Source organism: Phycicoccus mangrovi (assembly GCF_018729305.1).
Taxonomy (GTDB): Bacteria; Actinomycetota; Actinomycetes; order Actinomycetales; family Dermatophilaceae; genus Phycicoccus; species Phycicoccus jejuensis.
The window spans coordinates 32,893-59,451 of record NZ_JAHHWP010000021.1 but is presented as its reverse complement, the minus strand read 5'-3'; the positions used below and the strand labels follow the sequence as shown (position 1 = coordinate 59,451).

General features: G+C 74.7%; 26 protein-coding genes, 1 tRNA gene and 1 other RNA gene. 9 read left to right on the top strand and 19 right to left on the bottom strand.

The window, feature by feature from the left end:
• Nucleotides 1-96: 96 nt before the first annotated feature.
• Nucleotides 97-478: RNase P RNA component class A (gene rnpB, locus KMZ30_RS18390), an RNA gene on the bottom strand.
• 13 nt (nt 479-491) lie between these two features.
• Complete coding sequence (locus tag KMZ30_RS18385) at nt 492-1,943, bottom strand: RNB domain-containing ribonuclease (protein WP_215513998.1); 1,452 nt, start codon at nt 1,941-1,943, stop codon at nt 492-494.
• Nucleotides 1,944-1,975: 32 nt separating this feature from the next.
• On the opposite strand from KMZ30_RS18385, the gene KMZ30_RS18380 reads away from it, so the two are divergent.
• From KMZ30_RS18380 to KMZ30_RS18370, 3 genes are all read left to right on the top strand, one after another.
• Nucleotides 1,976-2,722 carry a YaaA family protein gene (locus tag KMZ30_RS18380; protein WP_215513999.1) on the top strand — a complete coding sequence of 249 codons (747 nt, stop codon included), beginning with the start codon at nt 1,976-1,978 and terminating at the stop codon, nt 2,720-2,722.
• On the top strand, nt 2,719-3,813 hold the full coding sequence (locus KMZ30_RS18375; protein ID WP_215514000.1) for an ArsB/NhaD family transporter: 1,095 nt from the start codon (nt 2,719-2,721) through the stop codon (nt 3,811-3,813). Before KMZ30_RS18380 ends, KMZ30_RS18375 begins: the two co-directional genes overlap by 4 nt.
• A gap of 114 nt (nt 3,814-3,927) precedes the next feature.
• Nucleotides 3,928-4,824 carry an oxygenase MpaB family protein gene (locus KMZ30_RS18370; RefSeq protein ID WP_215514001.1) on the top strand — a complete coding sequence of 299 codons (897 nt, stop codon included), beginning with the start codon at nt 3,928-3,930 and terminating at the stop codon, nt 4,822-4,824.
• On the opposite strand, the gene KMZ30_RS18365 is transcribed toward KMZ30_RS18370, so the two are convergent.
• Genes KMZ30_RS18365 through KMZ30_RS18355 form a run of 3 tightly spaced genes read right to left on the bottom strand, consistent with a single transcriptional unit; the run spans nt 4,808 to nt 6,967 of the window.
• Entirely contained in the window at nt 4,808-5,275 is a 468-nt protein-coding gene (locus tag KMZ30_RS18365) for an SRPBCC family protein (protein ID WP_215514002.1), read from the bottom strand. The genes KMZ30_RS18370 and KMZ30_RS18365 overlap by 17 nt on opposite strands.
• 25 nt (nt 5,276-5,300) lie before the next feature.
• Complete coding sequence (locus KMZ30_RS18360; RefSeq protein ID WP_215514056.1) at nt 5,301-6,500, bottom strand: O-succinylhomoserine sulfhydrylase; 1,200 nt, start codon at nt 6,498-6,500, stop codon at nt 5,301-5,303.
• 53 nt (nt 6,501-6,553) lie between these two features.
• Nucleotides 6,554-6,967: a rhodanese-like domain-containing protein gene (locus KMZ30_RS18355; RefSeq protein WP_215514003.1), complete on the bottom strand. Its 414-nt coding sequence runs from the start codon at nt 6,965-6,967 to the stop codon at nt 6,554-6,556.
• A 404-nt stretch (nt 6,968-7,371) separates the two neighbouring features.
• Between KMZ30_RS18355 and KMZ30_RS18350 the strand changes: the two genes are divergently transcribed.
• A complete protein-coding gene (locus KMZ30_RS18350) occupies nt 7,372-7,938 on the top strand; it encodes a GNAT family N-acetyltransferase (RefSeq protein WP_215514004.1) in 567 nt (188 codons plus the stop codon).
• A 23-nt stretch (nt 7,939-7,961) separates the two neighbouring features.
• Here the strand turns inward: KMZ30_RS18350 and KMZ30_RS18345 are convergent, their stop codons facing one another.
• Nucleotides 7,962-8,435 carry a GNAT family N-acetyltransferase gene (locus tag KMZ30_RS18345; RefSeq protein WP_215514005.1) on the bottom strand — a complete coding sequence of 158 codons (474 nt, stop codon included), beginning with the start codon at nt 8,433-8,435 and terminating at the stop codon, nt 7,962-7,964.
• Nucleotides 8,436-8,486: 51 nt separating this feature from the next.
• Between KMZ30_RS18345 and KMZ30_RS18340 the strand changes: the two genes are divergently transcribed.
• The gene (locus KMZ30_RS18340) at nt 8,487-8,963 is read left to right on the top strand and encodes a maleylpyruvate isomerase N-terminal domain-containing protein (RefSeq protein ID WP_215520091.1); all 477 of its coding nucleotides are present in this window, start codon (nt 8,487-8,489) and stop codon (nt 8,961-8,963) included.
• A 45-nt stretch (nt 8,964-9,008) separates the two neighbouring features.
• On the opposite strand, the gene KMZ30_RS18335 is transcribed toward KMZ30_RS18340, so the two are convergent.
• From KMZ30_RS18335 to KMZ30_RS18300, 8 genes are all read right to left on the bottom strand, one after another.
• Nucleotides 9,009-9,962: a reverse transcriptase-like protein gene (locus KMZ30_RS18335; protein ID WP_215514007.1), complete on the bottom strand. Its 954-nt coding sequence runs from the start codon at nt 9,960-9,962 to the stop codon at nt 9,009-9,011.
• Complete coding sequence (locus KMZ30_RS18330; RefSeq protein ID WP_215514008.1) at nt 9,959-10,699, bottom strand: zinc ribbon domain-containing protein; 741 nt, start codon at nt 10,697-10,699, stop codon at nt 9,959-9,961. Before KMZ30_RS18330 ends, KMZ30_RS18335 begins: the two co-directional genes overlap by 4 nt.
• Nucleotides 10,696-11,544 carry a Nif3-like dinuclear metal center hexameric protein gene (locus KMZ30_RS18325; protein ID WP_215514009.1) on the bottom strand — a complete coding sequence of 283 codons (849 nt, stop codon included), beginning with the start codon at nt 11,542-11,544 and terminating at the stop codon, nt 10,696-10,698. Before KMZ30_RS18325 ends, KMZ30_RS18330 begins: the two co-directional genes overlap by 4 nt.
• A 1-nt stretch (nt 11,545) precedes the next feature.
• Nucleotides 11,546-11,618: transfer RNA gene (locus KMZ30_RS18320), tRNA-Val, on the bottom strand.
• An 83-nt stretch (nt 11,619-11,701) separates the two neighbouring features.
• Nucleotides 11,702-12,181 carry a peroxiredoxin gene (locus tag KMZ30_RS18315; RefSeq protein WP_030529420.1) on the bottom strand — a complete coding sequence of 160 codons (480 nt, stop codon included), beginning with the start codon at nt 12,179-12,181 and terminating at the stop codon, nt 11,702-11,704.
• A 73-nt stretch (nt 12,182-12,254) separates the two neighbouring features.
• Nucleotides 12,255-12,695 carry a DUF3052 domain-containing protein gene (locus KMZ30_RS18310; RefSeq protein ID WP_215514010.1) on the bottom strand — a complete coding sequence of 147 codons (441 nt, stop codon included), beginning with the start codon at nt 12,693-12,695 and terminating at the stop codon, nt 12,255-12,257.
• Between the two features lie 12 nt (nt 12,696-12,707).
• Nucleotides 12,708-14,264, bottom strand: coding sequence for a PH domain-containing protein (locus KMZ30_RS18305; protein ID WP_215520090.1), 1,557 nt, complete (start codon nt 14,262-14,264; stop codon nt 12,708-12,710).
• On the bottom strand, nt 14,261-14,794 hold the full coding sequence (locus KMZ30_RS18300) for a PH domain-containing protein (protein WP_308279855.1): 534 nt from the start codon (nt 14,792-14,794) through the stop codon (nt 14,261-14,263). The genes KMZ30_RS18305 and KMZ30_RS18300 overlap by 4 nt, the downstream gene beginning before the upstream one ends.
• Before the next feature lie 247 nt (nt 14,795-15,041).
• On the opposite strand from KMZ30_RS18300, the gene fdhD reads away from it, so the two are divergent.
• The 4 genes from fdhD to KMZ30_RS22495 all read left to right on the top strand — a co-directional run bounded on the left by fdhD (nt 15,042) and on the right by KMZ30_RS22495 (nt 21,170).
• Nucleotides 15,042-15,881, top strand: coding sequence for a formate dehydrogenase accessory sulfurtransferase FdhD (gene fdhD, locus KMZ30_RS18295; protein WP_215514012.1), 840 nt, complete (start codon nt 15,042-15,044; stop codon nt 15,879-15,881).
• A 125-nt stretch (nt 15,882-16,006) separates the two neighbouring features.
• Entirely contained in the window at nt 16,007-18,790 is a 2,784-nt protein-coding gene (aceE, locus tag KMZ30_RS18290) for a pyruvate dehydrogenase (acetyl-transferring), homodimeric type (protein WP_207024862.1), read from the top strand.
• A 98-nt stretch (nt 18,791-18,888) separates the two neighbouring features.
• Nucleotides 18,889-19,191: a thiamine-binding protein gene (locus KMZ30_RS18285; RefSeq protein ID WP_215514013.1), complete on the top strand. Its 303-nt coding sequence runs from the start codon at nt 18,889-18,891 to the stop codon at nt 19,189-19,191.
• Between the two features lie 113 nt (nt 19,192-19,304).
• Nucleotides 19,305-21,170 carry a carboxypeptidase-like regulatory domain-containing protein gene (locus KMZ30_RS22495; RefSeq protein WP_215514014.1) on the top strand — a complete coding sequence of 622 codons (1,866 nt, stop codon included), beginning with the start codon at nt 19,305-19,307 and terminating at the stop codon, nt 21,168-21,170.
• Here the strand turns inward: KMZ30_RS22495 and KMZ30_RS18275 are convergent.
• Genes KMZ30_RS18275 through KMZ30_RS18255 form a run of 5 tightly spaced genes read right to left on the bottom strand, consistent with a single transcriptional unit; the run spans nt 21,167 to nt 26,555 of the window.
• On the bottom strand, nt 21,167-22,114 hold the full coding sequence (locus KMZ30_RS18275) for a DUF4332 domain-containing protein (RefSeq protein ID WP_215514015.1): 948 nt from the start codon (nt 22,112-22,114) through the stop codon (nt 21,167-21,169). The genes KMZ30_RS22495 and KMZ30_RS18275 overlap by 4 nt on opposite strands.
• Entirely contained in the window at nt 22,111-22,533 is a 423-nt protein-coding gene (locus tag KMZ30_RS18270; protein WP_173029047.1) for a hypothetical protein, read from the bottom strand. Before KMZ30_RS18270 ends, KMZ30_RS18275 begins: the two co-directional genes overlap by 4 nt.
• A gap of 2 nt (nt 22,534-22,535) precedes the next feature.
• Nucleotides 22,536-23,393 (bottom strand): hypothetical protein, encoded by an 858-nt coding sequence (locus KMZ30_RS18265; RefSeq protein ID WP_215514016.1) that lies wholly within the window; start codon nt 23,391-23,393, stop codon nt 22,536-22,538.
• Nucleotides 23,394-23,407: 14 nt separating this feature from the next.
• Entirely contained in the window at nt 23,408-24,460 is a 1,053-nt protein-coding gene (locus KMZ30_RS18260) for a hypothetical protein (RefSeq protein ID WP_215514017.1), read from the bottom strand.
• 31 nt (nt 24,461-24,491) lie between these two features.
• Nucleotides 24,492-26,555, bottom strand: coding sequence for a S8 family serine peptidase (locus tag KMZ30_RS18255; RefSeq protein ID WP_215514018.1), 2,064 nt, complete (start codon nt 26,553-26,555; stop codon nt 24,492-24,494).
• Between the last annotated feature and the right edge of the window lie 4 nt (nt 26,556-26,559).

Genomic DNA, 26,559 nt, shown 5'->3' with positions numbered 1-26,559 from the left:
CCTGCTTTCTGTCGGGAACCCGAAGAGCCTAACCTTCGACAAGCGCGGATCCTGCATCGCGGGTCGGGGAAAACGCGCTGGTCACGGGTGTGCCGGGGGACGAGCCGGGCTGTAGGCCGGGTTCTGTGCCGTGCGCCGTCGCCGGCCGCACGGTGACGGTCATCCATCTCGGGTGGCCGTTGCCGACCACCTCCAGCGCCCTACCCGGATGCTCGGGCGGGCCGCCCTCGAACGCATCCTGTCTGGGCTTGCTCCGGATGGGGTTTACCGAGCCGACCTGGTCACCCAGGCCGCTGGTGGTCTCTTACACCACCGTTTCACCCTTGCCCCGCTCGCTCGCGCGACCGGGGCGGTCTGTTCTCTGTGGCACTGTCCCGCGGGTCACCCCGGGTGGCTGTTGGCCACCATCCTGCCCTTCGGAGCCCGGACCTTCCTCGGCGGTGGGTCTCCCCACCGACGCGACCGTCCGCCCGGCTCGTCCGCGGTGGAGTCTAGCGGTCGTGGACGAAGGTGACGCGCCCCGCCGCGACGTCGGCCGCCTCGAGGCGCACCGTCACGGTCGACCCGAGGGCGGCGCGGTCACCGGTGATCTTCGCGAGGACGGGGAGGTCGACGAGCTGCACCTCCATCCCCTTCTCGAGGTGGTCGACGACGACGGCGTCGAACCGCTCGCCGACCCGGCCGGCGAGCACGGCGGCCTCGGTGGCGTCGGCGCAGGCGCGCTCGGCCGCCCGGGCGGTGCGGTCGGAGGCGGTCATCAGGCCCGGGACCTCCGGCAGGGCCGCCCGGATCTCCGCCGGCACCTCGGCGCCGCGGCAGAGGGCCTCGCACACGACGAGCCCGAAGCGGTCGACGAGCCGGCGCAGCGGCGCCGTGACGTGCGCGTACGGCGCGGCGACGGCGGCGTGCTCGCGCTCGGCCGGGAGCTCGCCGTCGAAGGCGGTGTACGACGCCCCGCGGAAGAGCGAGGTCGCCTCGTGGATGAGCGCGAGGTGGTGCGGGTCGGTGCGGTCCAGACCGCGCACGAGGTCGCCGTAGGGCATCCCCTCCGGCCACTCGACCCGCAGCGCGCGGGCGGCGCGGCGGAAGCGGCCCACCGCCTCCTCGGTCGGCGCCGGCATGGTCCGCAGGACGCCCACGCCACCCTCGAGCATCATCGAGGCGGCGGCCATGCCGGTCAGGAGGCTCAGCTGGGCGTTCCACTCCTCGGAGGCGACCGGCGGCCGGAAGTCGAGCGTGAAGCCGCCGTCGGGTCGCTCGCTCACCTGCTGCTCGGGCATCGGGAGGCTGGCGCCCCCGCGCGCCTGCTCCTGGGCGATGCGCCGCTCCCCCACCTCACGGAGCAGGACGAGCACCTCGTCGGCGGTGCCGGCGTCGACGTCGGCCTGCACGCCGGCGTAGTCGAGGCGGGCGCGGCTGCGGACCATCGCACGGTGCACCTCGGCGCCCGTCAGCACGCCCTCGCCGTCGAGGCGCAGGTCCCAGACGAAGGCCGGGCGGGTCTCGCCGGGCAGCAGGCTGGCGGCCGCCTCGGACAGCACCGGCGGGTGCAGCGGCACGCGCTCGTCCGGGCAGTAGACGGTCTGGCCCCGCTCGCGCGTCACCCGGTCCAGGGCGCCGCCCGGGCGGACGAAGAGCGGGACGTCGGCGATGGCGTAGCGCACCCGGTGCCCCGCGCCGTCGCGCTCGATGTGCAGCGCCTGGTCGAGGTCCATCGAGCCGGGCGGGTCGAGCGTCACGTAGGGCACGTCGGTCTCGTCGGGGCGTGCGTCGCGGGGCTGCTCGGCGGCCACGCGCTCGGCCTCGGCGAGGGCGTCGGCGGGGTAGGGCGCGTCGAGGCCGAGCTCGGCGCGGACGGCGGCGAACCGGTCCCGGAGGGCCTGCTCGACGGTGCGCGGGGTGTCGGCGTCGGTCGGCCGCAGCGCGACCCTGGGATGCGGCATGGCAGCCAACCTAACCTCCGTAGGCTGTGCCGGTGCTCATCCTGCTCCCGCCGTCGGAGTCGAAGTGGAACCGTCCCCGCGGCGGCCCGGCCGACCCCGGCACCTGGTCCTTCCCCGACCTCGCCCCCGCCCGCGCCGCCGTCGCCCGCGACCTCGCCGCGGTGAGCGCCTCGCCCGACGCGGCGGCGGCGCTCGGCGTCTCGGAGGGCCTGCTCGACGAGGTCGCCCGCAACCTCGCGCTCGACCGGCTGCCCGCGACCCCGGCCGCACAGGTCTACACCGGCGTGCTCTACGACGCCCTCGACCTCGCCTCGCTCGACACCGCGGCGCGCCGGCGGGCCAACCGCTGGCTCGTCGTCGTCTCGGCGCTGCACGGCGCCGTCCGCCCGACCGACCGGATCACCGCCTACCGCCTCTCGATGGGCGTGACGCTGCCCGAGGTCGGTGCGCTGGCGTCGCACTGGCGCCCGGCGCTCGACGGGCCGCTGACCGAGGCCGCCGGACGCGGCGCGGTCGTCGACTGCCGCTCGGCCGCGTACGCCGCGGCGTGGCGTCCCGGCCCCGGCGTCGCCGAGCGCTGGGTGCAGGTGCGGGTCCCCGGCGCGAGCCACATGGCCAAGCACACCCGGGGGCTCGTCGCGCGCCACCTCTGCGTCGAGGGCGTCGCGGCCCGCTCCGTGCCGGCGGTCGCCGAGGTCGTGGCCCGGGCCTTCGACACCGAGCTGCACGAGCCCGCCCGGCGCGGCGCGCCCTGGGTGCTCGACGTGGTCGCCCCGTGACCGGCGCGGAGGCGCTCGACCTCGCCGGCCGCCTCGGCCCGGTCGTCGTCTTCCTCCTCGCGATCACCGTCACCGCCGAGCTCGCCGAGCGGGCCGGCGTCTTCGACGTCGCCGGCCACGCCGTGGCGCGCATGGGCGGTGGCCGGCGCTGGGTGCTCTGGGTCCTCTTCTCGGTCTTCGCCGTCGGCGCGACGATCGTCCTCTCGCTCGACACGACGGCCGTGCTGCTGACCCCGGTCGGGCTCGCCATCGCCGCGCAGGTCGGGCTCGACCCGCGGCTGCTCGCCGTGACGACCCTCTGGATCGCCAACACCGGCTCGCTCCTGCTGCCCGTCTCGAACCTGACCAACCTGCTGGCGCTGCACACCCTCGGCCGGGCCGGGCTGGGGCACACCGACTTCGTCAAGGCGTCGTGGGCGCCGGCGATCGTCGCCGTCGTCGTGACCCTCCTCCTCGTCGCGCTGCTGCACCGGCGCAGCCTGCGCGGCTCCTACGACGTGGCTCCCCCGGCGGAGCCGCACGACGTCGTGCTCCTGCGCGTGTCCGCTGTCGTCTGCGTCGTCCTCGGGCCCCTGTTCGCACTCGGGGCCCCGCCGTGGCTCGTGTCGCTCGTCGCCGCCGCGGTGCTGCTCGCCACGACGTGGTGGCGCGGGCGGTCCCTCCTGCAGGGCCTGCCGGTGCCGTGGCTGATGGCCGCCGGCTTCGTCGCCATCTCGGTCGTCGTCGAGGTCCTCCAGCAGCGGGGCCTGTCCGACCTGGTGACGGGGGCGCTCCCCGCGGGGACCGGGGCCGGGGCCCTGCTCGCCCTCGCCGGCGCCGGGGCCGGTCTGTCGAACGTCGTCAACAACCTGCCCGCCTACCTGGCGCTCGAGCCGGCCGCTGCCGGGTCGGTCGAGCGCCTCGTCGCCCTGCTCGTCGGCACGAACGCCGGTCCGCTCGTCACGCCGTGGGCCTCGCTCGCCACGCTGCTGTGGATCCAGCGCTGCCGGGCGCGCGACGTCGTCATCCCGTGGCGGTGGCTCGTGCCCGCCGGCCTGGCCTGCGCGGTGCTCGTCGTCGTCAGCGCGACCCTGTCGCTCACCCTCGTCTGAGCCAACCGCCACGGGGACGACCTTCGACAGCCGGAAGCAGGAGGGTGCCGACGCCCGTTGGGTGGGTAGGAAGGAAGCCCCGGGCGACGCGTCGCCCCAGACGGACGGAGGACGATGAGCGTCGTCGACGACATCGGCAGGCAGGCCCAGCGCCGCCTCGGAAACGCCCTGCGGGCCCGCGTGGCCGGAGACGACGCCTCGGAGCGCGCGGCCGTCATCTGGGGGCGTGTCGGTGAGCGCCGCTTCACCCCGGACGACCCGGTCTGGCGGGTGCACGCCGACGCCGCGATGTTCCCCGGCGGCGTGGGCGCCCTGCTCCTGCAGTCGCTGCACCCGTCGGCGATGGCCGGCGTGGCGGGGCACAGCGGCTACCGCAGCGACCCGTGGGGGCGCCTGCAGCGCACGTCCCACTTCCTCGCGACGACGACCTTCGGGACGGTCGAGGACGCCGACGAGGCGATCGCCCGGGTCCGGTCCATCCACGAGCGGGTGCGCGGCAAGGACGAGGACGGCGTGCCCTACCGCGCCTCCGACCCGGACCTGCTGTCGTGGGTGCACGTCGCCGAGGCGTGGAGCTTCCTCACCGCCCACCAGCGGTACGCGTCGACGCCTCTCGACCCCGACGAGGCCGACGCCTACGTCGAGCAGTCGGCCGTCGTCGCACGCCTGCTGGGGGCCGACGCCGTGCCGACGGACGTCGCGGGGCTGCACGCCGCACTCGAGTCGTACCGGCCGGTGCTGCGCGCCACGGACGCCGCGCGCGACGCCGCCCGGTTCCTGCTCCTCGACCCCCCGCTGCCCTGGACGCAGCGCGCCGGCTACGGGCTGCTGGCCTCGGGCGGGGTCGCCATCCTCCCGGACTGGGCGCGGCGCGAGCTGCGGCTGCCGGTCCACGGTCCGGTCCGCGGGGCCGCCGGGGTGCTCGGGCTCGTCGGCACCAAGGCCGTGCGGTGGGCGATGGCCGGCGTCGCCGAGGAGCGCCGGGTCGAGGGGCTCAGTCCGTCGTCGTGACGAGCGCCTCGATGCGCTCGAGGGTCGCCGCCATGTTCTTACGGGTCATGCCCTCCATCCGGCGCACGAACGGCTTGCTCACGGCCGCCTCCTCGGAGATGTCCCAGGACTCGGTGACGAGCGTGCCGCCCTCGACCGGCTCGAGGTCGTAGCGCCAGATCCGGCCGCCGACGACCTTGCCGACGGGACCGGAGGCGGTCGTCTGCCACGCGATGCGCCGGTTCTCCTCGAGCTCGATGACCGTGTTGAGGGTCGAGTACGCGAGGCCGATCTTCATGTCCATCCCGAAGCGGTCGCCCAGGCCGAGCCGGCGACCACCGCTGCGCGCGCCCTGCACCGAGCCGCCGCCGTCGATGCGCGCGTGGCCGGACGGGTCGTCGAGCAGGGCGAAGATCGGCTCGGGGTCGGACGGGATGAGGCGCTGCACGGAGACGACGTCGCGGGAGGTCATGCGCGCGACGCTAACAGCCTGTGGGTCACCGGCGGTGGGTGGCCTCCGCCGCGACGAGGGCCCGGTCGAGGTCCTCGACGAGGTCGTCCGGGTCCTCCAGCCCGAGGGAGACGCGGACGGTGCCGTCGGTGATGCCGACGGCGGCGCGGTCCTCGGGCGAGAGGCGGCGGTGGGTCGTCGTCGCGGGGTGTGTCGTCAGGGACTTGGCGTCGCCGAGGTTGTTGCTGATGTCGACCAGCCGCAGCGCGTCGAGCAGCGCGAACGCCGCGTCCTTGCCGCCCTCGACCTCGAACGTGACGACGGTGCCGGCGCCGCCCTCGAGCTGGCGCAGCGCGAGCTCGTGCTGGGGGTGGCTCGGCAGGTGCGGGTAGACGACCCGGACCAGGCCACGACCGTCCGCGCGCCACCGCTCGAGGGTCTCCGCGACGCGCAGCGCCGTGGCCGCCATCGCCCGGACCCGCAGGTCGAGGGTCTCGAGGCCCTTGGTCATCACCCAGGCGTTGAACGGGGACATCGACGGGCCGGTGTGCCGCATGAGGTTCTTGACCGGACCCTCGATGAAGTCCTTCGGCCCGAGGATCGCTCCGCCGAGCGCGCGGCCCTGCCCGTCGATGTGCTTGGTGGCCGAGTACACGACGACGTCGGCGCCGTGGGCCAGCGGGTGGCTGAACACCGGTGTGCCGAAGACGTTGTCGACGACGACGGTGGCCCCGGCGGCGTGGGCCAGCTCCGAGACGGCGGCGATGTCGACGAGCTCCTGCATCGGGTTGCTCGGGGTCTCGAAGAAGACGGCGGTGGTCGGGACGGCGAGCGCCTCGCGCCACTGGTCGAGGTCGGTGCCGTCGACGAAGACGGTCTCGACCCCCCAGCGCGGGAGGATCTCGTCGACGATGACGAAGCAGGACCCGAAGAGTGCGCGCGAGGCGACGACGCGGTCACCGGCCCCGCAGAGGGCGGCCATCGCCGTGAAGACGGCAGACATCCCCGAGGCGGTGGCGAAGCAGGCCTCGGCGCCCTCGAGGAGGCGCATCCGCTCCTCGAAGGTCGAGACGGTCGGGTTGCCGTAGCGGCTGTAGATGTAGTGCTCGACCTCGTCCTTGAACGCCGCCTCGGCCTGCGCCGCGGACTCGTAGACGAAGCCGGAGGTGAGGTACAGCGCCTCGGCGGTCTCGTCGAAACCGCTGCGCTGCAAGCCACCCCGCACCGCAAGGGTCCGCGGGCGCAGCGTCGGCTCGGAGTGGGGGTCGGAGTGGGGGTCGGTGTGCGGGTCGGGAGCCGTCACTGCTGGCTCCACGGCAGGCCGTCGACCTTCCAGCCCGAGACGTGGCGGTGGCCGGCGTGGTCGACCGGACCCTCGAAGCCCTCGAGGACGTTGTACGCGGGGCCGAGGCCGGCGGCGGTGGCGGCGTTCGCCGCGGCGACCGAGCGGACGCCCGAGCGGCAGAGGAAGTAGACGGGGCGACCGGGCGTGACGCCGGCGGCGCGCAGGTCGTCCACGAAGGAGTCGTTGAGGGCGCCTCCCGGGAAGCGGCTCCACTCGACGAAGACGACGTCCTTGCCGGCGCCGGCGAGGTCCGGGACACCGACGAACGACCACTCGGCGCTGGTGCGGACGTCGACGAGCACGGCGTCGTCGGGGCCGGTCACGGCGGCGTAGGCCTCGGGCGGGGTCACGTCTCCTGCGTACGTCATGCCCACGAGGGTAGGACGGCCGCCGCCGGGGCCGCTCGACGTCTCAGCCCCGACGTGCGTTCGAGGTGATATCCGACCACCACAGGGTCGAACATCACCTCCACCCGCCGCCTCCTTGGCGGGTCGAGGTGAAACCCGACCACCACAGGGTCGAACATCACCTCGACTTGACGGGCTCCCCGGGGCGGCCCCAGGGTCGTGCGCCCGCTGTCGGTTGCTCCACCCCTCGGAGCAACCGGGACGAGCGGTCCGACCGCTCATCATGACTGCGTCAGGGGGTGACGCGAACAACAGCGGGTCGAGCACCCCTGCGTCGTGGGTCGGGCGCGGCGGCGGGCCCGGGCGTCGGACGGCGCCGAGAACCCGGTTGATCGACCGACCGTCCGGCGGGGAGGCTGACGGGCATGACCCCTGCGACGCCGTTCAGCGAGAAGCCCACCCTCCGCGGCGAGCTCGTGACGCTCCGGCCGGTCACGGGGGATGACGCCCTTCTCCTCGACGCCGTCGTCCGCGACGACCCGGAGGTCGCCGAGCTCACCGGCTCGGTCCACCGTACGGGCGACTCGCCGCCGCCGATCGACCCCGCCCGTCTCCGCGCGATCTACGAGTCCTGGGCGGTCGCCGACGACCGGCTCGTCCTCGCCGTCGTCGACCACACCTCGGAGGCCGTCGTCGGTGAGGTCGTCCTCAACGACTGGGACCCCGCCAACCGCTCGTGCGGTTTCCGGACCTTCGTCGGTCGCGCCGGACGCGGGCGCGGCCTCGGCACCGAGGCCACGCGGCTCGTCGTCCAACACGGCCTGCGCAGGATGGGTCTGCACCGAATCACGCTGGAGGTGTACGCCTTCAACCCCCGGGCCCGCCACGTCTACGAGAAGGTCGGCTTCGTCCACGAGGGGACCGGCCGCGACGCCCTGCGCTTCGACGACGGGTGGGTCGACGTCCACTTCATGGCGATCCTCGGCGACTGAGGCGTCCCCCGCCCGAGCAGGCTTCACCGCAGCGGCAGCTCGAACCGCCGCAGCACGGGGTGCGGCGGGAAGAGCGACCACGACACCTCGTCGGTCGCCACCCACCCCCGTCGCTCGTAGAACCGGATGGCCCGACGGTTCTCCTCGAACACCCGCAGCCACGCCACGGTGTGCCCGTCGGCGGCGATCGCCGCGACGACCTCGTCGTGCAGCCGGGCCGCGAGCCCGCTCCCCCACGTCGGGCGCGCCGTCCCGAGATGGAACAGCTCCGCCCCGCGCACCGCCGCGAAGCCCACGAGCTCGCCGTCCTCGACCGCCGCGAACGACCGAATGCCCGGGTCCGCCAGCTCGTGCACCCAGCGCGAGCGCACCTCGGCCGCCGGGAACGGGTGGGTCTGCTGCGGGAAGATGTGCCCGAGCGCCGCGACCGCCCCGTCCTCCTGGAGCGGCAGCAGGGCGTCGAGGTCGTCCGGGGTCAGCGGTCGGGTCAGCGGCATCGGCGCGACCGTACCCGCCCGAGCCGGCCGGGGCGGTGCGAGGGTGGTCGGGTGCCCGCGCTCACCGTCCCCCACGCCGAGGCCCTGGACGCGTTCCGTGCGTCGGTCGCCGCCTTCGCCGACGCCGTCCGCGACCTCCCGGAGGTCGCGCTCTTCGAGCCCTCGCGCTGCGCGGGATGGACCCGGTTCGACGTCGTGGCCCACGTGCTCGCCGGATGGGAGGAGCTGCTCGGCGGCTTCGCCCAGCGGACGGCGGGCCCCGCCACCGTCGATGCCGCGAGCTACTGGGCGGCCTACGCCGAGGCAGGGTCGGGCCACGACCCCGTGCTCGTGCTCATGGACCAGCGCCGGTGGACCGACGCCCACCGCCGGCCCGCGGCCGCCGTCGCCCGGCTCGTCGACGTCGTCCACCTCGTCGACCTCGACCTCGGTGCCACCCCGCCCCCGGCCGCCCTCGACCTGGCCCGCCGCACGGCCGAGGCGCTCCCCCGCGCCGCCGTGCCCTGGGACCCCGAGGCGCTGGCCTGAGGCCCCACCCGGCAGGTCGTCATCGGCCGCACCGGCGGCGACTCCTCAGGTGCGGTTGGTGAAGGCCACCGAGACGTCGCCGTCGGTCCAGACCTCGACCCCGGTGAGCGACCCGGGGGCCGCCGCGAGCCGGTCGTGGCGCTCGGCCGGCATCCCGAGGACGTGCCCCAGGGCCGCCTGCACGACGGCGGCCGGGCAGACGACGACGGTCGTGCCGCCACGGGAGACGACCCGCTCCCAGGCCTGCGGAGCACCGGAGGCCGATGCCCAGGCCGCGTCGACGACGGCGTCGACGCCGAGGGCGTCGCCGACCTCGGCGGCCGTCTCGGTCGAGGCCTCGGTGCCCGCCTCGAGCAGGCACCGGGGCGCGCCGCCCAGCAGGCGCTCGACGGACCGCGCGGCCTGCTGCGCCGCGCTGCCCTCCGCCTCGGTCACGAGGACGACCCGCACGGGCGTGCCGTCGCGGCGCGGGACCGGCGCGCACGCCGCCCCGTTCGGCGCCTCGTCGTCGGCGTCGGTCGAGCCGGCCGCGGCGACCCCACCCGACGATGCTCCGCCCTCGTGGTCGCGGTGGACGGTCAGCCCGTCCATGCCGTCGTTCGAGAGGGCGTCGGCGTCCTTGTTCTCGGCGCGCGGGATCCACTCGTAGCGCACGGCCCCGCCCGCGGCCTTGATGGCCTCGACGACGTCGCGGGCCTCGAGCGCCAGCCGGCGCATGTCCTCGTGCTTGATCTTCCAGCGCCCGGCCATCTGCTCGACGACGAGCTTGGAGTCCATCCGGACGAGCACGACCGCCCCGGGGTCGATCGCGTGCGCCGCGGTGAGGCCCGCGATGAGGCCGCGGTACTCGGCGACGTTGTTCGACGCCTTGCCCAGCGGCTCCGCGCGCTCGGCGAGCAGCGCACCCGTCTCGGTGTCGCGCACCAGCGCCCCGTACCCGGCGACCCCGGGGTTGCCGCGCGACCCGCCGTCGGCCTCGACGGTGAGCCGGCGGCTCACAGGCCGGACTCGGGAGTGCGCACGAGGATGCGGTTGCACTCCTCGCAGCGCAGCACCTCGTCCTCGTCCGCTGCGCGCAGGCGCTGGATCTCGACGGGGTTGAGCTCGAGTCGGCAACCGCCGCAACGGCGCTGGTGCAGCGCGGCCGCGCCGGTCCCGCCGGAGCTCTTGCGGATCTTCTCGTAGAGGGTGACGAGGTCCTCCCCGACCTCGGCGGCGACGGTGTCGCGCGGCGCGGCCACGTGGCGCGCCTCGTCGTCCAGGCGCGCCGTCTCACGGTCCCGAGCGGTCTCCAGCGCGGTGATGCGGGCCGTCAGCTCGCCCATCCCGCGCTCGAGCTCGGCAACGTCGTGCTCGGCGGCCTCGGCGCGCTCCATCACCTCGAGCTCGACCTCCTCGAGCTCGCCCTGGCGACGCGCGAGCGAGACGATCTCGTGCTGAAGGGCCTGGAGGTCCTTCGCCGTGCCGGTGCCCGAGTCGAGCCGGGCCTGGTCACGCGCCGCGCGGTCGCGGACGAGCTGGACGTCGGCCTCGGCCTTGGCGACCTCGCGCTGGACGTCGCCGAGCTCGGTGCGCGACCGGACGAGCTGGTCCTCGAGCAGGCGCGCCTTGCCCCCGAGGTCCTCGAGCTCCGCGAGCTGCGGCAGGGTCCGGCGGGCGTGCGCCAGCTGGTCCAGCCGCGTGTCGATGGCCTGGAGGTCGAGCAGCCGCTGCTGACGGGACGAGTCGGCTCTCACGGGGTACCTCCAAGGTCGGCACCGACGAGGAAGGTCCACGGGTCGGTGCGCACTGTGCTGATGTGGGTCTCCACCCTAGTCACGTCGTCGCCGAGGGCCGCACCCAGCGCCCGCTGCGCACGGGCCAGCCACAGCCACTCGCTCGCCCAGTGCCCGGCGTCGACGAGGTACGGCGTCCCGCCGCGCGCCTCCTCGCGGGCCTCGAGCGCCGGGTGGTGGCGCAGGTCGGCCGTCACGTAGACGTCGGCCCCGCTGGCCCGGACCTCGTCGAACAGGTCGTCCCCCGCCCCACCGAGCAGCGCCACGCGGCGCACCGGGGCGTCCGGCGGACCGGAGACCCGGACCCCGCCGGCGGTCGGCGGCAGGTGCCGCGCCAGCCCCTCGACGAACGCGCGCAGCGGCAGCGCCGACGGCAGGTCGCCGACGCGGCCGAGGGCCTGGCCTTCGACGACGGCCAGCGCCTCGGTCTCCGCCAGCCCGCACGCGTCGGCGAGCGCCTCGCAGACCCCCTCGTCGGCGACGTCGGCGTTGGTGTGGGCGACGTACAGCGCGACGTCACCGACGACGAGGCCGGTCACCGTCGCGCCCTTGGCCGACGTCGTCGCGACGGAGTGGACGCCGCGCAGGAGCAGGGGGTGGTGGGTGAGCAGCAGGTCGGCCCCGAGCGAGCGGGCCTCCTCGACAACCTCGAGCGTCGGGTCGACCGCGAGGAGGACGCGGCGCACGGGCTGGTCGGGGTCGCCGGTCACCAGACCGACCCGGTCCCACGACTGCGCGGCGGCCGGCGGGTAGAGGCGCTCGAGCACCTCGAGCACCTCGCGGAGGGTCAGGGCGTCGTCGCTCATGTGGGCCCGGCCGGGATCGAACCGACGACCGACGCGGTGTAAACGCGGCGCTCTACCAGCTGAGCTACAGGCCCCGGGCGGTGGCCCGCCGTGAGCGGCGCCACCGACCGCCGACATCATGGCAGGTCCGCGTACGGACCGGTCGGTCCGCCCGGGCTCAGACCGCCAGCGCGGCCACGGCCGAGGGGATGGCCGAGAAGTCGCGCGGCTCCCCCGGGCCGTTGACGAGCGTCCACGCGACCCGGCCGTCGCGGCCGACGAGGAAGGTGCCCCGCAGCGACGCCCCGTTGGCCTCGTTGAGCACGCCGTAGGCGCGGGCGACCTCGCCGTGCGGCCAGGCGTCGGACAGCAACGGGAAGAAGTAGCCCTGGATGTCGGCCCACGCGCGGTTGCTGAAGACGGCGTCGCACGAGACGCAGAGCACCTGGAGGTCGTCGGTGACGTACCGCTCGAGGTGGTCGCGGATCTCGTCGAGCTCCCCGGTGCAGATGCCCGAGAACGCCCACGGGTAGAAGACGACCACCACGTTCTTCTCGGCCGTGAGCTCCGAGAGGGTCACGTCGGCGCCGTTCTGGTCGCGCAGCGTGAAGTCCGGGGCGACGTCGCCGACGGCGAGGGGGCTCGGAGCGGGGGTCATGCGTCCATCCTGCCAGTTGGGGAGTGGTCGCGGCCGACCGGTGACGAGTACCCCCCACGGTGTGCAACCCCGGTCAGCGGCGGCCGTTGCCCTTCGGGGCCACGAGCTTGTGCGCCCGCCACTCCCCCGACGCGTTGTACGTCCCGGCGAGGTGCAGCCCGGCGGTCACCGCGGCCTCGTCGATCTCGGTCGGGTCGACCTCGCCCCCCTCGCGCGGCGTGAGGAGCACGACGAACCCGCCCTCCTCGAGGACGCCGACCATGTCGACGAGCGCGTCGCCGAGGTCCCCGTCCTCCTCGCGGAACCACAGGAGCACGGCGTCGGCGGCACCGGTGTACTCGTCGTCCTCGAGCTCACCGCCGCAGGCCTGCTCGACGGCGACGCGCAGCGCCTCGTCGACGTCGGAGTCCCAGCCGAACTCCTGGACGACCTGCTCGGGGGCGAAGCCGAGTCGCTCGACGGCTCCGGGGGCGCTGGACCCGGGGTCGACCGGGGGCGGCGTCGGGGTGTTCACGGTGTCAACCTCTCACGTTCGGGGATCGTTCTGGGGAAAGTCCACCAACGGCGCGTGGCCGGGTGCAAGGGGGTGGTCGGCGAGTCGTCGCGCCTCGCGGGCGCGGCGACCGACGAGCTCGAGCAGCTCCTCGGCGTCCGCCTGCGCGAGGTGCGGGACGTCCGGGCCGACCGGGCCGGGCGTGGAGACGAGGCGGGCGCTCGCGAGGCCGAGCCGCTGCTGGAGCGGCCCCTGGGCCAGGCCGAGCGACTGGATGCGCGCGTGCGGCACGACGACGGTGCGCCGGGTGAACCGCCCGGTGCGCAGGTAGACGGCGTGCTCGGCGAGGGCGTAGCCGGTCCGCCGCCAGCTCCACGGGTCGAGCCAGCGCGCGACACGCGGCGGCCCGACCCAGCCGCGCTCGCCGCCTTCGCCGTGCAGCCCCTCGAGGAGCACCGGGTCCTCGGGGTGGGCGCCGAGCGCGGCGAGGACGGAGAGCGCCTCGTCGGCGGTGCCGACCGGCAGCATCACGGTCTCGTCGTCGTCGTTGTCGCCGCCGTGCACGCCGGCGACGTTGACGCGCACGCGCCACCACCCCCACGGGCGCCACCAGAGGGGCTGGAGCACCTCGACCGCCTGGACGCGGTGCACCGGCACGGTCGAGACGCGCAGGTCGGTCAGGCCGTGCCGGACGCGCAGGGCCGTCCCGGTGCGGGCGATCGAGAAGTTGCCGTGGACGAGGAGCTCCTTGACCCGGCTGACGCCGAGGCCGAAGACGACGGGCAGCAGGGCCGGGGCCCCGGCCAGGACGGCGAGCCCGGCCTCGGCGACCCCCACCGTGACGGCGGCGCCGAGCAGGATCGCCCCGAGGACGATCGTCGAGCCGTGGAGGATCGTCGCGACGAACAGGCGCCCGTTGGGCACGACGACGAGCGCAGGCGGCTCGGCCGCCGGAGCCCGGGGCGCGTCACCGGCCGGAATCCCGGGGTGGTGCTCGGCGGGAGGGAGCGCCCCCGGCCGGACGACCTCGTCGGAGCGACCGGCCAGCTCGAGCAGGTGCACGCGCACCTCCTCCGCGCGGTCGGCGCCGAGGAACGCGAGGGTCAGGTGCGAGTCGGCGCCGCCGGCGGACTGGACGACGACCTGGCTCAGCCCGACGAGGCGCGCGAGCAGCGGGCGGGTCGTCTCGACGGCCTGGACGCGCTCGAGCCGCACCTGGCGGTGCTGGCGGAAGAGGACGCCGGTGCGCAGCTCGACCTGCCCCGCGGCCACGCGGAAGCGCGAGAACCGCCAGCTGACCCAGCCGACGGCCGCGACGGCGGCGATGACGAGGACGAGCGCGCCGAGGGCGAGGAGCGGGTGGCTCGTCCACGCGAGCTCGTAGTCCGCGCCGGGGTCGGGCTCGGCGGTGGGGTCGAGCGAGGACAGCACGGAGTCGACGAGGCGGCTGACGGCGTAGCCGAGCACCGCGATGAGCACGACGCCGCCGCGCAGCAGCGGCGAGAGCGGGTGCAGCCGCTGCCAGCCGTCCGCGTCCTCTGCCTCCCGCGCGGTCCCGACCTCGTCGGGCGCTCCCCCCGGTGTGGTCACAGACCCGCCCGCTGCGTCTCGCCGCGGGCCGCGAGCCGCGCGCGCAGGGCCTCGGCCTCCTCGGTGGGCAGCCCGGGCAGCGAGCCGCCGCTCTCGGGGGAGGCGGTGTGGATCTCGCACGAGGCGATGCCGAAGGCGCGGGCCAGCGGCCCGGACTGGATGTCGACGTACTGCAGCCGCCCGTAGGGGACGCTGACGAGGCTGCGGAAGAGGCGTCCCTTGCGGATGACGAGCTCCTCGTCGAGCTCGACCCACGAGATGGCGCTCACCTGGCGCGAGATCAGCCAGGCCGCCCAGGCCCCGAGCAGGACGAGCCCGAGGGTGCCCAGCCACACCCACGGCGTGACGAGCAGCGCGACGACGACCGTCGCGAGCAGCGGCACCGCGAGGACGACCGCGAGGGTGATGAGGCGCACCGTCGCGAGCTGCGGGGCGACGGAGCGCCAGGGCAGGTCGCCGCCGCGGAGGGTGACGGGCCCGGAGGGCGCACCGGGGTCGGCGGTCACGGCGGGAGGCGGGGTCTCGGGCACGCGCCCAGTCTGCCCCAGCGCCCCGACGGCGGTGGGGTGCCCGGGCCGTCAGGGCGCGGAGAGGAAGTCGGTGACCGCCCGGTGGTCGTTTGTGCCGATGCCGTCGACGTCGACCCGGAGGCCGACCTCCGGCGGGGTCGTGGTCTCCGTCGCGCTCACCCGCCCGACGCCAGGACGCCGCCGCCGCGCCGGCACCCGCCGTTCCGCTCCGCGCAACACCGGCGGCCCGGTGTGCTCGAATGGGGCCGTGGGACGGGTGACGACACGGGTGCCGCGGACGCGGATGGACCTCGGCCGCGCGGTCGTCGACCGGCGCCCCGACACCGTGGCCGTCGAGGAGCCCCTCGAGGTCCGGGTCGACGGCAGCTCCGTGACGACGACGATGCGCACCCCCGGCGACGACTTCGACCTCGCCCTCGGCCACCTGCTCACCGAGGGGATGGTCGCCTCGGCCCACGACGTCGCGACGATGATGCACTGCACCGACGTGGGGCCCGACGGCTCGCCGACATTCAACGTCGTCGAGGCCGCCCTCTCCCCCGGCGTCTCCCTCCTGCGCCCGGCCCGCGAGCGCACCGAGTCGATGACGAGCGCCTGCGGCGTGTGCGGGTCGGCGTCCCTCGACGCCGTGCGCACCGCGAGCCGCTACGACGTCGCCGCCGATGCGGTGCGGGTCGAGGCCTCCGTCCTCGCCGGCCTGCCCGACGTGCTGCGCACCCACCAGGCGACCTTCGAGCGGACCGGCGGCGTGCACGCGGCGGGCGTCGCGGACGCCGACGGCACGCTGCTCGCCGTCCGCGAGGACGTCGGCCGGCACAACGCCGTCGACAAGGTGATCGGCGGGCTCGCTCGCGAGCGCGAGCTCCCCCTGTCCGGCACCGTCCTCGTCGTCAGCGCCCGGGCGAGCTTCGAGATCGTCCAGAAGGCGGCGGTCGCGGGCATCCCCGTCGTCGTCGCGGTCGGCGCGGCCACCTCGCTGGCGGTCGAGCTCGCGGCCGACGCGGGCATCACGCTCGCCGCCTTCGCCCGCGAGGGGCGCATCTCGCTGTACTCCCGACCGGACCGGGTGCCCGACCCCCCGGCGTGACCTGCGGCTCGACGTACCGTCCAGTAGCACGGACCCGGATTGTGACGCGGGCCGCGCGAGGGTGAAGGATGGGTGGTCCGGCCCCCGACCGGGGCACGGACCGCGACCGCTGAAAGGACGTGCGCGTGGCCCTCCACGAAGACGTCGGCCCCATCCTCAACGGCATCCCGACGCACCTGCCGGACATCGACCCGAGCGAGACCGACGAGTGGCTCGCCAGCCTCGACGCCGTCATCGACGGCCCGGGCCGGATGCGCGCCCGCTACCTCATGCTCCGCCTCCTGGAGCGGGCCCGGTCGATGCAGGTCGGTGTCCCGTCGCTGACGACGACCGACTACGTCAACACGATCGGCCCGGAGCAGGAGCCGTGGTTCCCCGGCGACGAGGACACCGAGCGCCGCTTCCGCGCCCTCCTGCGCTGGAACGCCGCGATGGTCGTGCACCGTGCGCAGAAGCCGGGCATCGGCGTCGGTGGCCACATCTCGACGTACGCGTCGGCCGCGACGCTCTACGAGGTGGGCATGAACCACTTCTTCCGCGGCAAGGACCACCCGGGCGGCGGCGACCACGTCTTCTTCCAGGGCCACGCCTCCCCCGGCATGTACGCCCGCGCCTTCCTCGAGGGCCGGATCAGCGCCGACCGCCTCGACGGGTTCCGCCAGGAGCACAGCCACGTCGTCGACGGCTCGCCGCTCGCCCTGCCCAGCTACCCGCACCCGCGCCTCATGTCGGACTTCTGGGAGTTCCCGACGGTGTCGATGGGCCTGGGCCCGATGAACGCCATCTACCAGGCGCAGTTCGACAAGTACCTGCACAACCGGGGCATCAAGGACACGAGCCAGCAGCACACGTGGGCCTTCCTCGGCGACGGCGAGATGGACGAGCCCGAGTCGCGCGGCGCCCTGCAGATCGCGGCGCAGGAGGAGCTCGACAACCTCACCTTCGTCGTCAACTGCAACCTGCAGCGGCTCGACGGCCCGGTGCGCGGCAACGGCAAGATCGTCCAGGAGCTCGAGGCGTTCTTCCGCGGCGCCGGCTGGAACGTCATCAAGGTCGTGTGGGGCCGCGGGTGGGACCCGCTGCTCGCCGCCGACGGCGACGGCGCCCTCGTCCACCTCATGAACTCGACGTCGGACGGCGACTACCAGACCTTCCGCGCGAACGACGGCAAGTACGTCCGCGACCACTTCTTCGCGCGCGACCCGCGCACCCGCAAGATGGTCGCCGACTGGTCCGACGAGGACATCTGGTGGAAGCTCAAGCGCGGCGGCCACGACTACCGCAAGGTGTACGCCGCCTACAAGGCCGCGGTCGAGCACACCGGCCAGCCGACCGTCATCCTCGCGAAGACGATCAAGGGCTACGGCCTCGGCACCTCGTTCGCCGGCCGCAACGCGACGCACCAGATGAAGAAGTTCACGCTCGACGACCTCAAGAAGCTGCGTGACTCGCTGAACATCCCGGTCAGCGACGAGCAGCTCGAGAAGGACCCGTACAACGCGCCGTACTTCCACCCGGGCGCCGACGACGAGGTCATCCAGTACGCGATGGAGCGCCGCGCCAAGCTGGGCGGCGGTGTGCCGGAGCGTCGTTCGACGCACGTCCCGATCCACCTGCCCGACGACTCCGCCTACGGCCAGGTCAAGAAGGGCTCCGGCAAGCAGCAGGTCGCGACGACGATGGCGTTCGTCCGGCTGCTCAAGGACCTGATGCGCGACAAGGAGTTCGGCAAGCGGATCGTGCCGATCATCCCCGACGAGGCGCGCACCTTCGGGATGGACAGCTTCTTCTCGACGATCAAGATCTACAACCCGCACGGCCAGCGCTACACGCCGGTCGATGCGGAGCTGATGCTCGCCTACCGCGAGGCCAAGGACGGCCAGATCCTCCACCTCGGCATCAACGAGGGCGGGTCGATGGCGGCGTTCACGGCCTCCGGCACGTCGTACGCGACGCACGGCGAGCCGATGATCCCGATCTACGTCTTCTACTCGATGTTCGGCTTCCAGCGCACCGGCGACTCGGTGTGGGCCGCGGCCGACCAGATGACGCGCGGCTTCCTCATCGGGGCCACCGCCGGCCGCACGACGCTGACCGGCGAGGGCCTGCAGCACGCCGACGGCCACAGCCCGCTGCTCGCGGCGACGAACCCCGCTGTCGTCCACTACGACCCGGCGTTCGCGTACGAGATCGCGCACATCGTCCAGGACGGTCTGCACCGGATGTACGGCACGGACGAGTCGCTGACCGACGACCAGCGCAACGTCATCTACTACCTGACGGTCTACAACGAGCCGATGGCGCAGCCGGCCGAGCCCGAGAACCTCGACCGCGAGGGCCTGCTCAAGGGCATGTACCTCTACGCCGAGGGCTCGACCGAGGGCATCGGCGACGACGCCCCGCGCGTGCAGCTGCTCGCGTCGGGGGTCGGGATGCCGTGGGCCCTCGAGGCCCAGGAGCTGCTCCGCAACGACTGGCACGTCGCGGCCGACGTGTGGTCGGTGACGTCGTGGAACGAGCTGCGGCGTGACGGGCTGCGGTGCGACGAGGCGAAGTTCCTGCACCCGGAGCAGGAGGCGCCCACCCCGTGGGTCACCTCGCAGCTGTCCGGCCGACAGGGCCCGGTCCTCGCGGTGTCCGACTACATGCGGGCCGTCCAGGACCAGATCGCGCAGTGGGTGCCCGGCGACTTCTCGTCGCTCGGCGCCGACGGCTTCGGCTTCTCCGACACCCGCCCCGCGGCGCGTCGCTACTTCCACATCGACGGCCCGTCGATGGCGGTGCGCGCCCTCCAGGTGCTCGCCGAGCGCGGCGAGGTCGAGGCGTCGGTGCCGGCCGAGGCGGCCAAGCGCTACCGGCTGCACGACGTGACCGCCGGCGCGTCCGGCAACGAGGGCGGCGACAGCTGACCGCCCCACCCGTCGAGTGAACAGGACACGCCGCCCGCGCACTGCCGCGGGCGGCGTGTTCTCTACTCTCGACGGGTGAGCACTCCAGGAGCAGCCCGATGATCGTCGCCTTCAGCATCGCCCCCGCGAGCCCGGACGACACCGGCTCCTACGCCGAGGCCGTCGCGGAGGCGGTCGGCATCGTCCGCGCCTCCGGCCTCCCCCACGAGACGAACGCGATGTTCACCAACCTCGAGGGCGAGTGGGACGAGGTGTTCGGCGTCCTCAAGCAGTGCACCGAGGCGATGACCGCGCGCCACCCGCGCGTCTCGCTCGTCGTCAAGGCCGACATCCGGCCCGGGCACACGGGGATGCTCACCTCCAAGGTGCAGCGCATCGACGAGGTGCTCGGCGAGGGCTGAGCCCCACCGGCTGCGAGTTCTCGCAACGCCCCTCCCGGGTGTCGTCGGCCGGTGCTAGTTTCCGGTCGCCGAGCCCGACCGGGCCGGCACCGACCGACTCCCGAGGGGCCCTCGTGCACGTCCGCTCCACCCTCGCCGCCGTCGCCGCGGCCACCGTGTCCCTCGGGCTCCTCACCGCGGCCCCTGCCTCCGCGGCCGCGACGGGGCTGGAGGGCACCGTCGTCGACGACACCGGGACCCCCGTGTCCACCTGCGTGTCCGTCTACGACGCCGACGCGTCGTGGGTCGACAGCGCCTGCACCGACGAGGTCGGCCACTGGGCCCTGCCCGGGCTGGCCGTCGGTGAGTACCGGCTCGAGGTGTCCGGCACCGACACCCTCGTCGGCGAGTGGTTCGACGACGCCACGGACCTCGACTCGGCCACCCCGGTGTCCGCCCCCGGGGTCGCCGACTCCGTGCTGGCGACCGGCGCCCGGGTGGGCGGCACGTTCACCGACGCCGAGGGCGCGGCGGCCCCCTTCGTCGACGTCCAGGTCACCGACCCGCAGGGCGCGCTGCTCCCGGGTGGCTCGACGTCCACGGGCGAGGACGGCACGTGGAGCACGCTCGTCCGGCCGGGGCCGGTCGTCGTGCACTTCTCCAGCTGGCCGGTCGAGCAGTGGGCGCACCAGAAGACGGCCCTCGAGGACGCCGACGTCGTCGAGGCGGTGGCCGGCGACACGACGACCGTCGACGACAGCCTCATCCGCGTCCCGAAGATCACCGGCCGCGTCACCGACACGGCCGGCCGGCCGCTGGCCGGCATGTGCGCCAGCCTGCTCGACGCCGCCGCCTACGAGGCCGGCAACGACTACGGCAGCGGGTGCACCGACGCCGACGGCCGGTACGAGATCACCCCGTGGGGTGCCACCTCCGACGGCCTCACCGTCTACTTCCGCGACACCACCGACCGTCCCGTCTACGCACCGGAGTTCGCCGGCGGGGCCTACCGGGTCGAGCGTGCGGCCACCGTCCCGACCGGCACCGACCAGGTGGTCGACGCACAGCTCGCCAAGGGCGGGGTCATCACCGGCCGGGTCGCCACCCGGGCCGGGAACGCCAGCATCAAGGGCGTCTGCCCCGCGGTGTGGCGCGACCGGTCGGCGAAGCAGTTCTACGGCTACGGCTCGCGCTGCAGCACCAAGGACGGCACCTACCGGATCACCGCGCTGCCGCCCGGCTCCTTCACCGTGCGCTTCGACCCCGAGTGGTCCTCGTCGTTCGTCCAGCAGTGGTACCGCGACGCCTCCGACCAGCGCTCCGCCGCGCTCGTCCCCGTCACGCTCGGCCGCACGACCACCCTGCGCACCCAGCGGTTCGTCGAGGGCGGGCAGGTGACCGGCGTCGTCACCGACACCGCGGGCCGGCCGGTCGCCGGGGCCTGGGTCTACGCGAGCGGACGCAACCCCGGACGGGCCGGGCCCGGCGAGGGCCGCTTCAACGCCCGGACCGACGCCCGCGGCCGCTACACCGTGACGGCCCCGGCCGGCACCACGACCCCGCTGGTCATGCCGCCCGGTGACGCCGACCTCGCGCCCCAGTGGTCCGGTGGCGCCCGCACCAGCGCCACCGCCACGCCGGTCACCGTCCGCACGCAGCGCACGGTCCGGCTGGACTTCCGCCTCGTGCCCGCGGCGACGATCACCGGCCGGGTGGTCCTCGGACCCGAGTCCTCGGCCGGCTCCCCCTACGTCGTCGGCCAGGTCTTCACCGGGACGGGCGACTACATCGGTGACTTCGACGCCGGCCCGTTCAACGACTACCGCATCGATGCGCGCCTGCTGCCCGCCGGTCGGCTGGTCATCCGGGCCGACGTCGTCGACGAGTCCACGGGCGCGTCGCGCGAGGTCTGGTTCGAGAACGCGACGAGCCGCGCGGACGCCACGCGCATCCCGACACGGTCCGGGGCGAGCACCACCATCCGCTGGGCGCTGCCCTAGGCGCCCGGGGCGCCGGGACCTCCGGGCGCGGCGGTCAGCGCCGAGGCCGCCTCGACCCAGCGGGTGGCCTCGGCGAGGCTCGGCGTCGTGCCGAGCGCCCGCCGGGGCCTCGCGGCCACCCGGTAGCGCTCGACGAGGTCGGCCGGGTCGGCGGCCGCGAGCGCCGCGACGTCGGTGACGCCGGCGTCGTGCAGCACCGCGGCGTTCGTCCGGTCGACCCCGGGGACGCCGAGCAGCCCGGCGAGCACGGTGAACCGGCCGAGCTCCTCGCGGTCGACGCCGAGCAGGCTGACGAGGCTCGCCGAGGCCGTCGCGCGGGTCGCGAGCCGGGCGAACCCGCTCGTCGTCGTCACGTGCGCCCCGCGCAGCGTCGCCACCTGGGTGTCGGTCAGCCCGTCGATGTCCTCGACCGGCCGGTCGACGACCGGGGCCTCGACGACCTCGTCCGGCGGTGGCTTGGGGACCGGGACGACGGTCATCGAGACGGTCGAGAGCGCGGCGGCGTTGACCTGGTCGCCGGGGCGGACGAACTGGAAGCCGATGGTCCCGACGGCGGTGACGTCGACGTGCACCTTGGACTCGAGGGTGAACTCGCGCACGGCGAAGTTCGACGTGCCGTTGCCCATCGTCCCGAGGCGCTCGGCGATGCCGTCGAGCGCGTGCTGCAACCCGTCGGCGAGGTCGTCGGACGAGCGGGGCGGGTCGGCGAGCGCGGCGAGCTTGGCCTCGAGCGCGGCGTTCTCGGCGCGCGCCGAGGCCAGCTCGCCGCGGAGGGCGTCGACGATCTTCTCGAGATTCTCCCCGGACGCGGCGGGGTTGGCGCCCGTGACCGGCGTGAAGACGCCGGTGATGCCGTCGACCGTGACGAGGCGGTCGACGCCGATGCGCTCGAGGGCGGCGAGCCGGCCGGGGTCGAGCGTCGTGCGGACCTGGGGTGGGGTCATGGCGACGGGGGTCCTTCCTCGGTCGCCGGGAGCGGGGTCGGGGCGACGCGCTGGGGGGTCAGGGTGAGCCGGACGCGGGTGCCGGCGGCGGAGCGGTAGCCGTAGACGCCGACGGTGACCGGGTTGACCGTCCGGCACAGCAGGCGCGTCCGGGCCGGGCCGCCGTCGTCGGATGCGACGCGGACGGCCTCGGTCGACAGCTCCAGGTCGACCGACGCCTCGTCGAACGCGTACCAGAGCGGCGGGAGGGCGAGGCTGCCCGGTGCGGCGGCCGCGTACTCCGCGGCCCGGGCGCGGGCGTGCTCGTCGAGCAGGTCCTGCGCCTCGACGACGGCGGTGACCGTCCCCGCGAGGAGGGCACCCAGCTCGGTCTGCCGGGTGCCGCTCCCCGCGGTCGGCGAGGGGTCGCCGGTGGCCACGGTCAGAACGTGACGGTCGTGGACTCGGAGACGATGCCCTTGCGGACGCCCACGACGACGTCGACCGGGGTGCGGTCGGCGGTCTCGTCGACGAAGGTCCGGGTCAGGAGGATCGTCAGCTGCCCGTCACCGTCGGTCTGGTCGACGCCGCCGACGTACTCCCAGGCGACACCGGCCGAGTCGACCGCGAGCGTCTTGCCCGGGATGGGGTCGCCGTCGGCGTTCTCGTAGGTGATGACCACCTCCATCGTCCGCGACTCCGCCGGCGGGCCGCCCACGTCGGTGATCGGGCCGGCGTCGATGCTGATCGACGGTCCGACGACCGCCTGGCGCGGGCGCGGCACCCCGATGTCGTGGCGCGGCTCGAGGATGGCGTTCATCCGCAGCAGGCCGACCGAGCTCTCGGAGCGGTACGCCGTGTCGACGTGCGCCTGCGAGGAGTCGTACTGGAAGTTGTTGTAGCCACCCCCGAAGATCAGGCCGATGCCCGCCTGTCCGTGGGAGTCGGTGTTGCTGTGCACGTAGCTGTCGCTCGACTGCGTCGTCGCGAACTGCGACGCCGAGAAGCGGCCCTGGAGGCGGACCTGCTTCCACTCGTACAGGACGGGGTCGACGACGTCGATGAGCGGCAGCTTCTGGGTGAAGGTCTGCGCGCCCGTCACGGTGCCGGCGTCGTCGTACTCGACCTCCTGGACCGCGATGACGTCGACGAGCGTCTGCGACAGCGCGGACGTGGTGTCCGCCGCGGTCTTGTTGAGCTCCTGCTGCGTGCTGGCGACGGCCTGCCCGGTGAGCCGGACGAGGTCGCCGAAGGCCATGCCGGCGGTGTTGAGCTGACCGCTCACGTCGGTGTCTGCCATGGGACTCTCCTCTCTCAGATCGTGAGCGCGTAGCTCTGGCTCATCGCGCCGAGCCGGGCGACGAGGGTGACGCGGGCGCCGGCGGCGCCGGCGTTCGGGACGTTGCGGGTGACGGTGACGAGCACCTGGCCCTCCGCGTTCGTGCTGTTGCCGGTGAACGGCGCGGTGGTCGAGAAGCTGGTGCGCAGCCCCCCGGCCTCGACCCGCAGCGGCACACCGGGGTTGACGTCGCCACCGGCCTTGCGCACCGTGACGACGACGTCGACCGAGCGGTTGACGCCCGCGCCGGCGACGGCGGTCTCCTTGACCGGTCCCTGCGAGAAGACGATCTGCGGGCCGATGGCGACCTGGCTGGGCACCGGCAGCTTGCCGGTCGTCCGCGGGCCGAGGATGGCATCCAGCCGCACCTCGCCGGAGGACCAGCTGGCCTCCTGCTCGTGCGAGGTCCGCACGTCCTGGGTGTTCTCGTACCCGTACTCGTAGTTCACCCCGAGGAAGCCCCAGAACAGGCCCGCTCCCCCGACCCCGCCGCCGGACTGCTTGGCGCTGAAGGTCAGCCCGTCGCTCTCGTTGAACGCCCCGCACGAGAGGTCCATCGAGAGGGCGACGCGCTTCCACTCGTGGACGGTCGGCATGAAGAAGTTGAGGACCGAGAGGTCGGTGCTCACGAGCTCGGTGTCGGCGGCGACGGGAAGACCGTCGTCGTCGAGGTGCTGGATGACGTCGGTGACGACGGTGATGTTCGTGTCGGCGAGCTCGTTGACGGTGTCGATGACGCCCTGGTCGAGCGCGGCCTGCGAGTCGGCGACGCCGATGCCGATGGACTTGAGGACGTCGCCGAAGGTGGGCGCGACGGCCCGGAGCTGGCCGCTGACGTCGGCGGCGGCGACCCCGGCCCCGAGGCCGGCGGGCGCTCCGAGGCCGGCGAGGGCCGCGGCGGGGGCCGGGACGACGGGAGCCGCGTTGCGCGGCGCCGGGGTCACCGGGACGGTGGTCGTGGGTTCGCGCTCGGGCGTGCGGGCCCGGGCGGCCGTCTTCGCCGGACGGCGGCGGGTGGTGCTGGCCATGGTGGCTCTCCTTGCGGTGGGTGGGGTGAGGTCAGCCCGCGGGCCACGTCCTGACGACGAGGGCGTAGGGCTGCGGCCCCTGGGGGATGTTCGCGCCGTGGACGGCGAGCACCCAGGTGCCGCCGGCCAGCCCGTCGACGTCGACGACCTCGACCGTGTTCACGCGGTCGGGGACGCCGGGCCGGTCGGGTCGGCCGGGCTCGTGGTTGCCGTGGACCGGCGGCGACGCAGGGAGGGGTCCGGTGAGCGAGAGGTCGAGGTCGCAGACGAGGCGCTCCCCCGGGAGGTCGTACCAGCACAGGGCGGCCCGCAGCCGGCCCCCGTCGGGCACCCGCACCCGGAAGCCACGCGTCCCGCCGGTCCGCAGGGCCTTGGAGGCGGTGGCGTTCTCGAGGATGCGGACCTCGCTGCCGTCGGCCGGCCGGGGCAGCGACCCGTCGACGTCGACGCGGCCGAAGCCGCACCAGCGCGGGTCCTCGGGTCGGGAGCCGTCGCGGCTGCGGACGGTCGTCGCCCCGACGACGAGCAGCGCCTTGAGCGTCGCTCCCGCCGGCGCGTGGCCGCCCCGCTCCCGGCGCCAGCCCTGACGCAGGAGCGCGACGGCGCCCGCGGCGGCGGCCACGGCGGCGCTCGTCCCACCGTCGACGACGTAGTGCGGTGCCGGAGAGGCCAGCCCCCAGCCGCGGCCGGTGGCGACGGTGGAGCGGGGGCCGACGAGGTTGGTGCCGGGCGCGCAGAGGTCGGGCTTGCGCCGGCCGTCCCGCGTCGGCCCCGCGGCCGACAGCGGCGCCATCCGGTCGGGCTGCCCGCTCGTGGCGTCGGCGCGGTCTCGGGGGTCGGCGAAGCGGCGGCCCTCGGTCTGCAGCCGGTCCCACGTGCCGGGGAACCCGTTGGGTGCCGACCCCTCGGTGGCCCCGACGGCGAGGACGTTCTTGGCGCAGGCGGGCGACTCGACCGAGCCCGGGTCCGCGACCCTGTCGCCGCCGCGGTCGGACCCGCCGTTGCCCGCCGCGACGAGGAGGACGGTGTCGGGGTGCTCGTGCAGGAAGAGGTCGGCCTCGTAGGCGTCGTTGTCGTAGGCGCCCGCGGCGGGTGTCCCCCAGGCGGCGACCTGGATGCGCGCGCCCCGCTTGCGGCCGTCCTCGAAGAGCTCCCGCAGGTCGGTCGGGCGCCCGGCGAGGGCGTGCCGCGACGGGCCGACCTCGGGATGCCCCGGCGCGACCGCGACGAACTGCTCGATCGCCTCGACGACGACCTCGACCCCGGGGGCGACGCCGCGGTTGCGGCCGCCGCTCTGCGCGCCGTCCCCGGCGACGACGCCCGTGACGAACGTGCCGTGGCCGCTCGCGACGTCGGCGGGGCCGTCGTCCGCGCCGGGGTTGGTGACGTACGGCGTCCACGACGGGCCGAGGGGCCAGGACCGCAGGTGACGCAGCCGGCCTCGCAGGTCGGCGACCGCCGTGCGGGGGTCGCCGGTGTCGAACCCGGTGTCGCACACGGCCACCACCTCGCCGTCACCGTCGAGGTCGTCGCGCCATCCGCCGGCCGCGGCCCACCCGAGGTCGGGCGCGAGACCGGCGGTCGCGGTGCGCGGCAGGCGCGGCCGCTCGACGAGCTTGACGCCGACGAGGGCCCGCACCGGCGCGGGGTCGTCCGGCCACTCGATGCGCACCTTGCTGCGTCCCTGGTCGAGCACCGTCGCCCCCAGCTCGCGCAGCCGCGCCACGACGAGGGGGCGCACGGCGTGCGAGAAGCACACGACGTCGAGCCAGGTCCGCCCGGGCCCGTCGCCCGGAGGGGTGAGCGGCCTGCGGCACATCGCCTCGTCGTACGGGACGAAGCCGACGACGAACGGCAGGCGGCCGACGGCCTCGGCCGTCCGGTCACGCCGGACCGTGAGGCAGGCCCCCCGCGGCGGGCACCAGAAGGCGACCTCGGCACCGGCCCGCCGCAGCGCCGGGAGCCAGTGGCCGAGCACCGGACCGCTGAAGCGGGCCACGACGCGCGGGCCGCTCCCGCGCCGCCGGGCGCCGTCGGGCACCGTGACGGGGACGCCGTTGACGTGGACCGCGGGGGGTCGGTGAGGGGTGGCCACGACG

What these genes read in the sequence shown, in the direction of transcription:
- KMZ30_RS18365 (WP_215514002.1), bottom strand. Translation starts at nt 5,275, where the DNA reads ATGACCTCCCGCGACGTCGTCTCCGTGCAGCGCCTCATCCCGTCCGAC.
- KMZ30_RS18275 (WP_215514015.1), bottom strand. Translation starts at nt 22,114, where the DNA reads ATGACCCCACCCCAGGTCCGCACGACGCTCGACCCCGGCCGGCTCGCC.
- KMZ30_RS18385 (WP_215513998.1), bottom strand. Translation starts at nt 1,943, where the DNA reads ATGCCGCATCCCAGGGTCGCGCTGCGGCCGACCGACGCCGACACCCCG.
- KMZ30_RS18260 (WP_215514017.1), bottom strand. Translation starts at nt 24,460, where the DNA reads ATGGCCAGCACCACCCGCCGCCGTCCGGCGAAGACGGCCGCCCGGGCC.
- KMZ30_RS18345 (WP_215514005.1), bottom strand. Translation starts at nt 8,435, where the DNA reads ATGCCGCTGACCCGACCGCTGACCCCGGACGACCTCGACGCCCTGCTG.
- KMZ30_RS18350 (WP_215514004.1), top strand. Translation starts at nt 7,372, where the DNA reads ATGACCCCTGCGACGCCGTTCAGCGAGAAGCCCACCCTCCGCGGCGAG.
- KMZ30_RS18325 (WP_215514009.1), bottom strand. Translation starts at nt 11,544, where the DNA reads ATGAGCGACGACGCCCTGACCCTCCGCGAGGTGCTCGAGGTGCTCGAG.
- KMZ30_RS18285 (WP_215514013.1), top strand. Translation starts at nt 18,889, where the DNA reads ATGATCGTCGCCTTCAGCATCGCCCCCGCGAGCCCGGACGACACCGGC.
- KMZ30_RS18355 (WP_215514003.1), bottom strand. Translation starts at nt 6,967, where the DNA reads ATGACGTACGCAGGAGACGTGACCCCGCCCGAGGCCTACGCCGCCGTG.
- KMZ30_RS18370 (WP_215514001.1), top strand. Translation starts at nt 3,928, where the DNA reads ATGAGCGTCGTCGACGACATCGGCAGGCAGGCCCAGCGCCGCCTCGGA.
- KMZ30_RS18315 (WP_030529420.1), bottom strand. Translation starts at nt 12,181, where the DNA reads ATGACCCCCGCTCCGAGCCCCCTCGCCGTCGGCGACGTCGCCCCGGAC.
- KMZ30_RS18265 (WP_215514016.1), bottom strand. Translation starts at nt 23,393, where the DNA reads ATGGCAGACACCGACGTGAGCGGTCAGCTCAACACCGCCGGCATGGCC.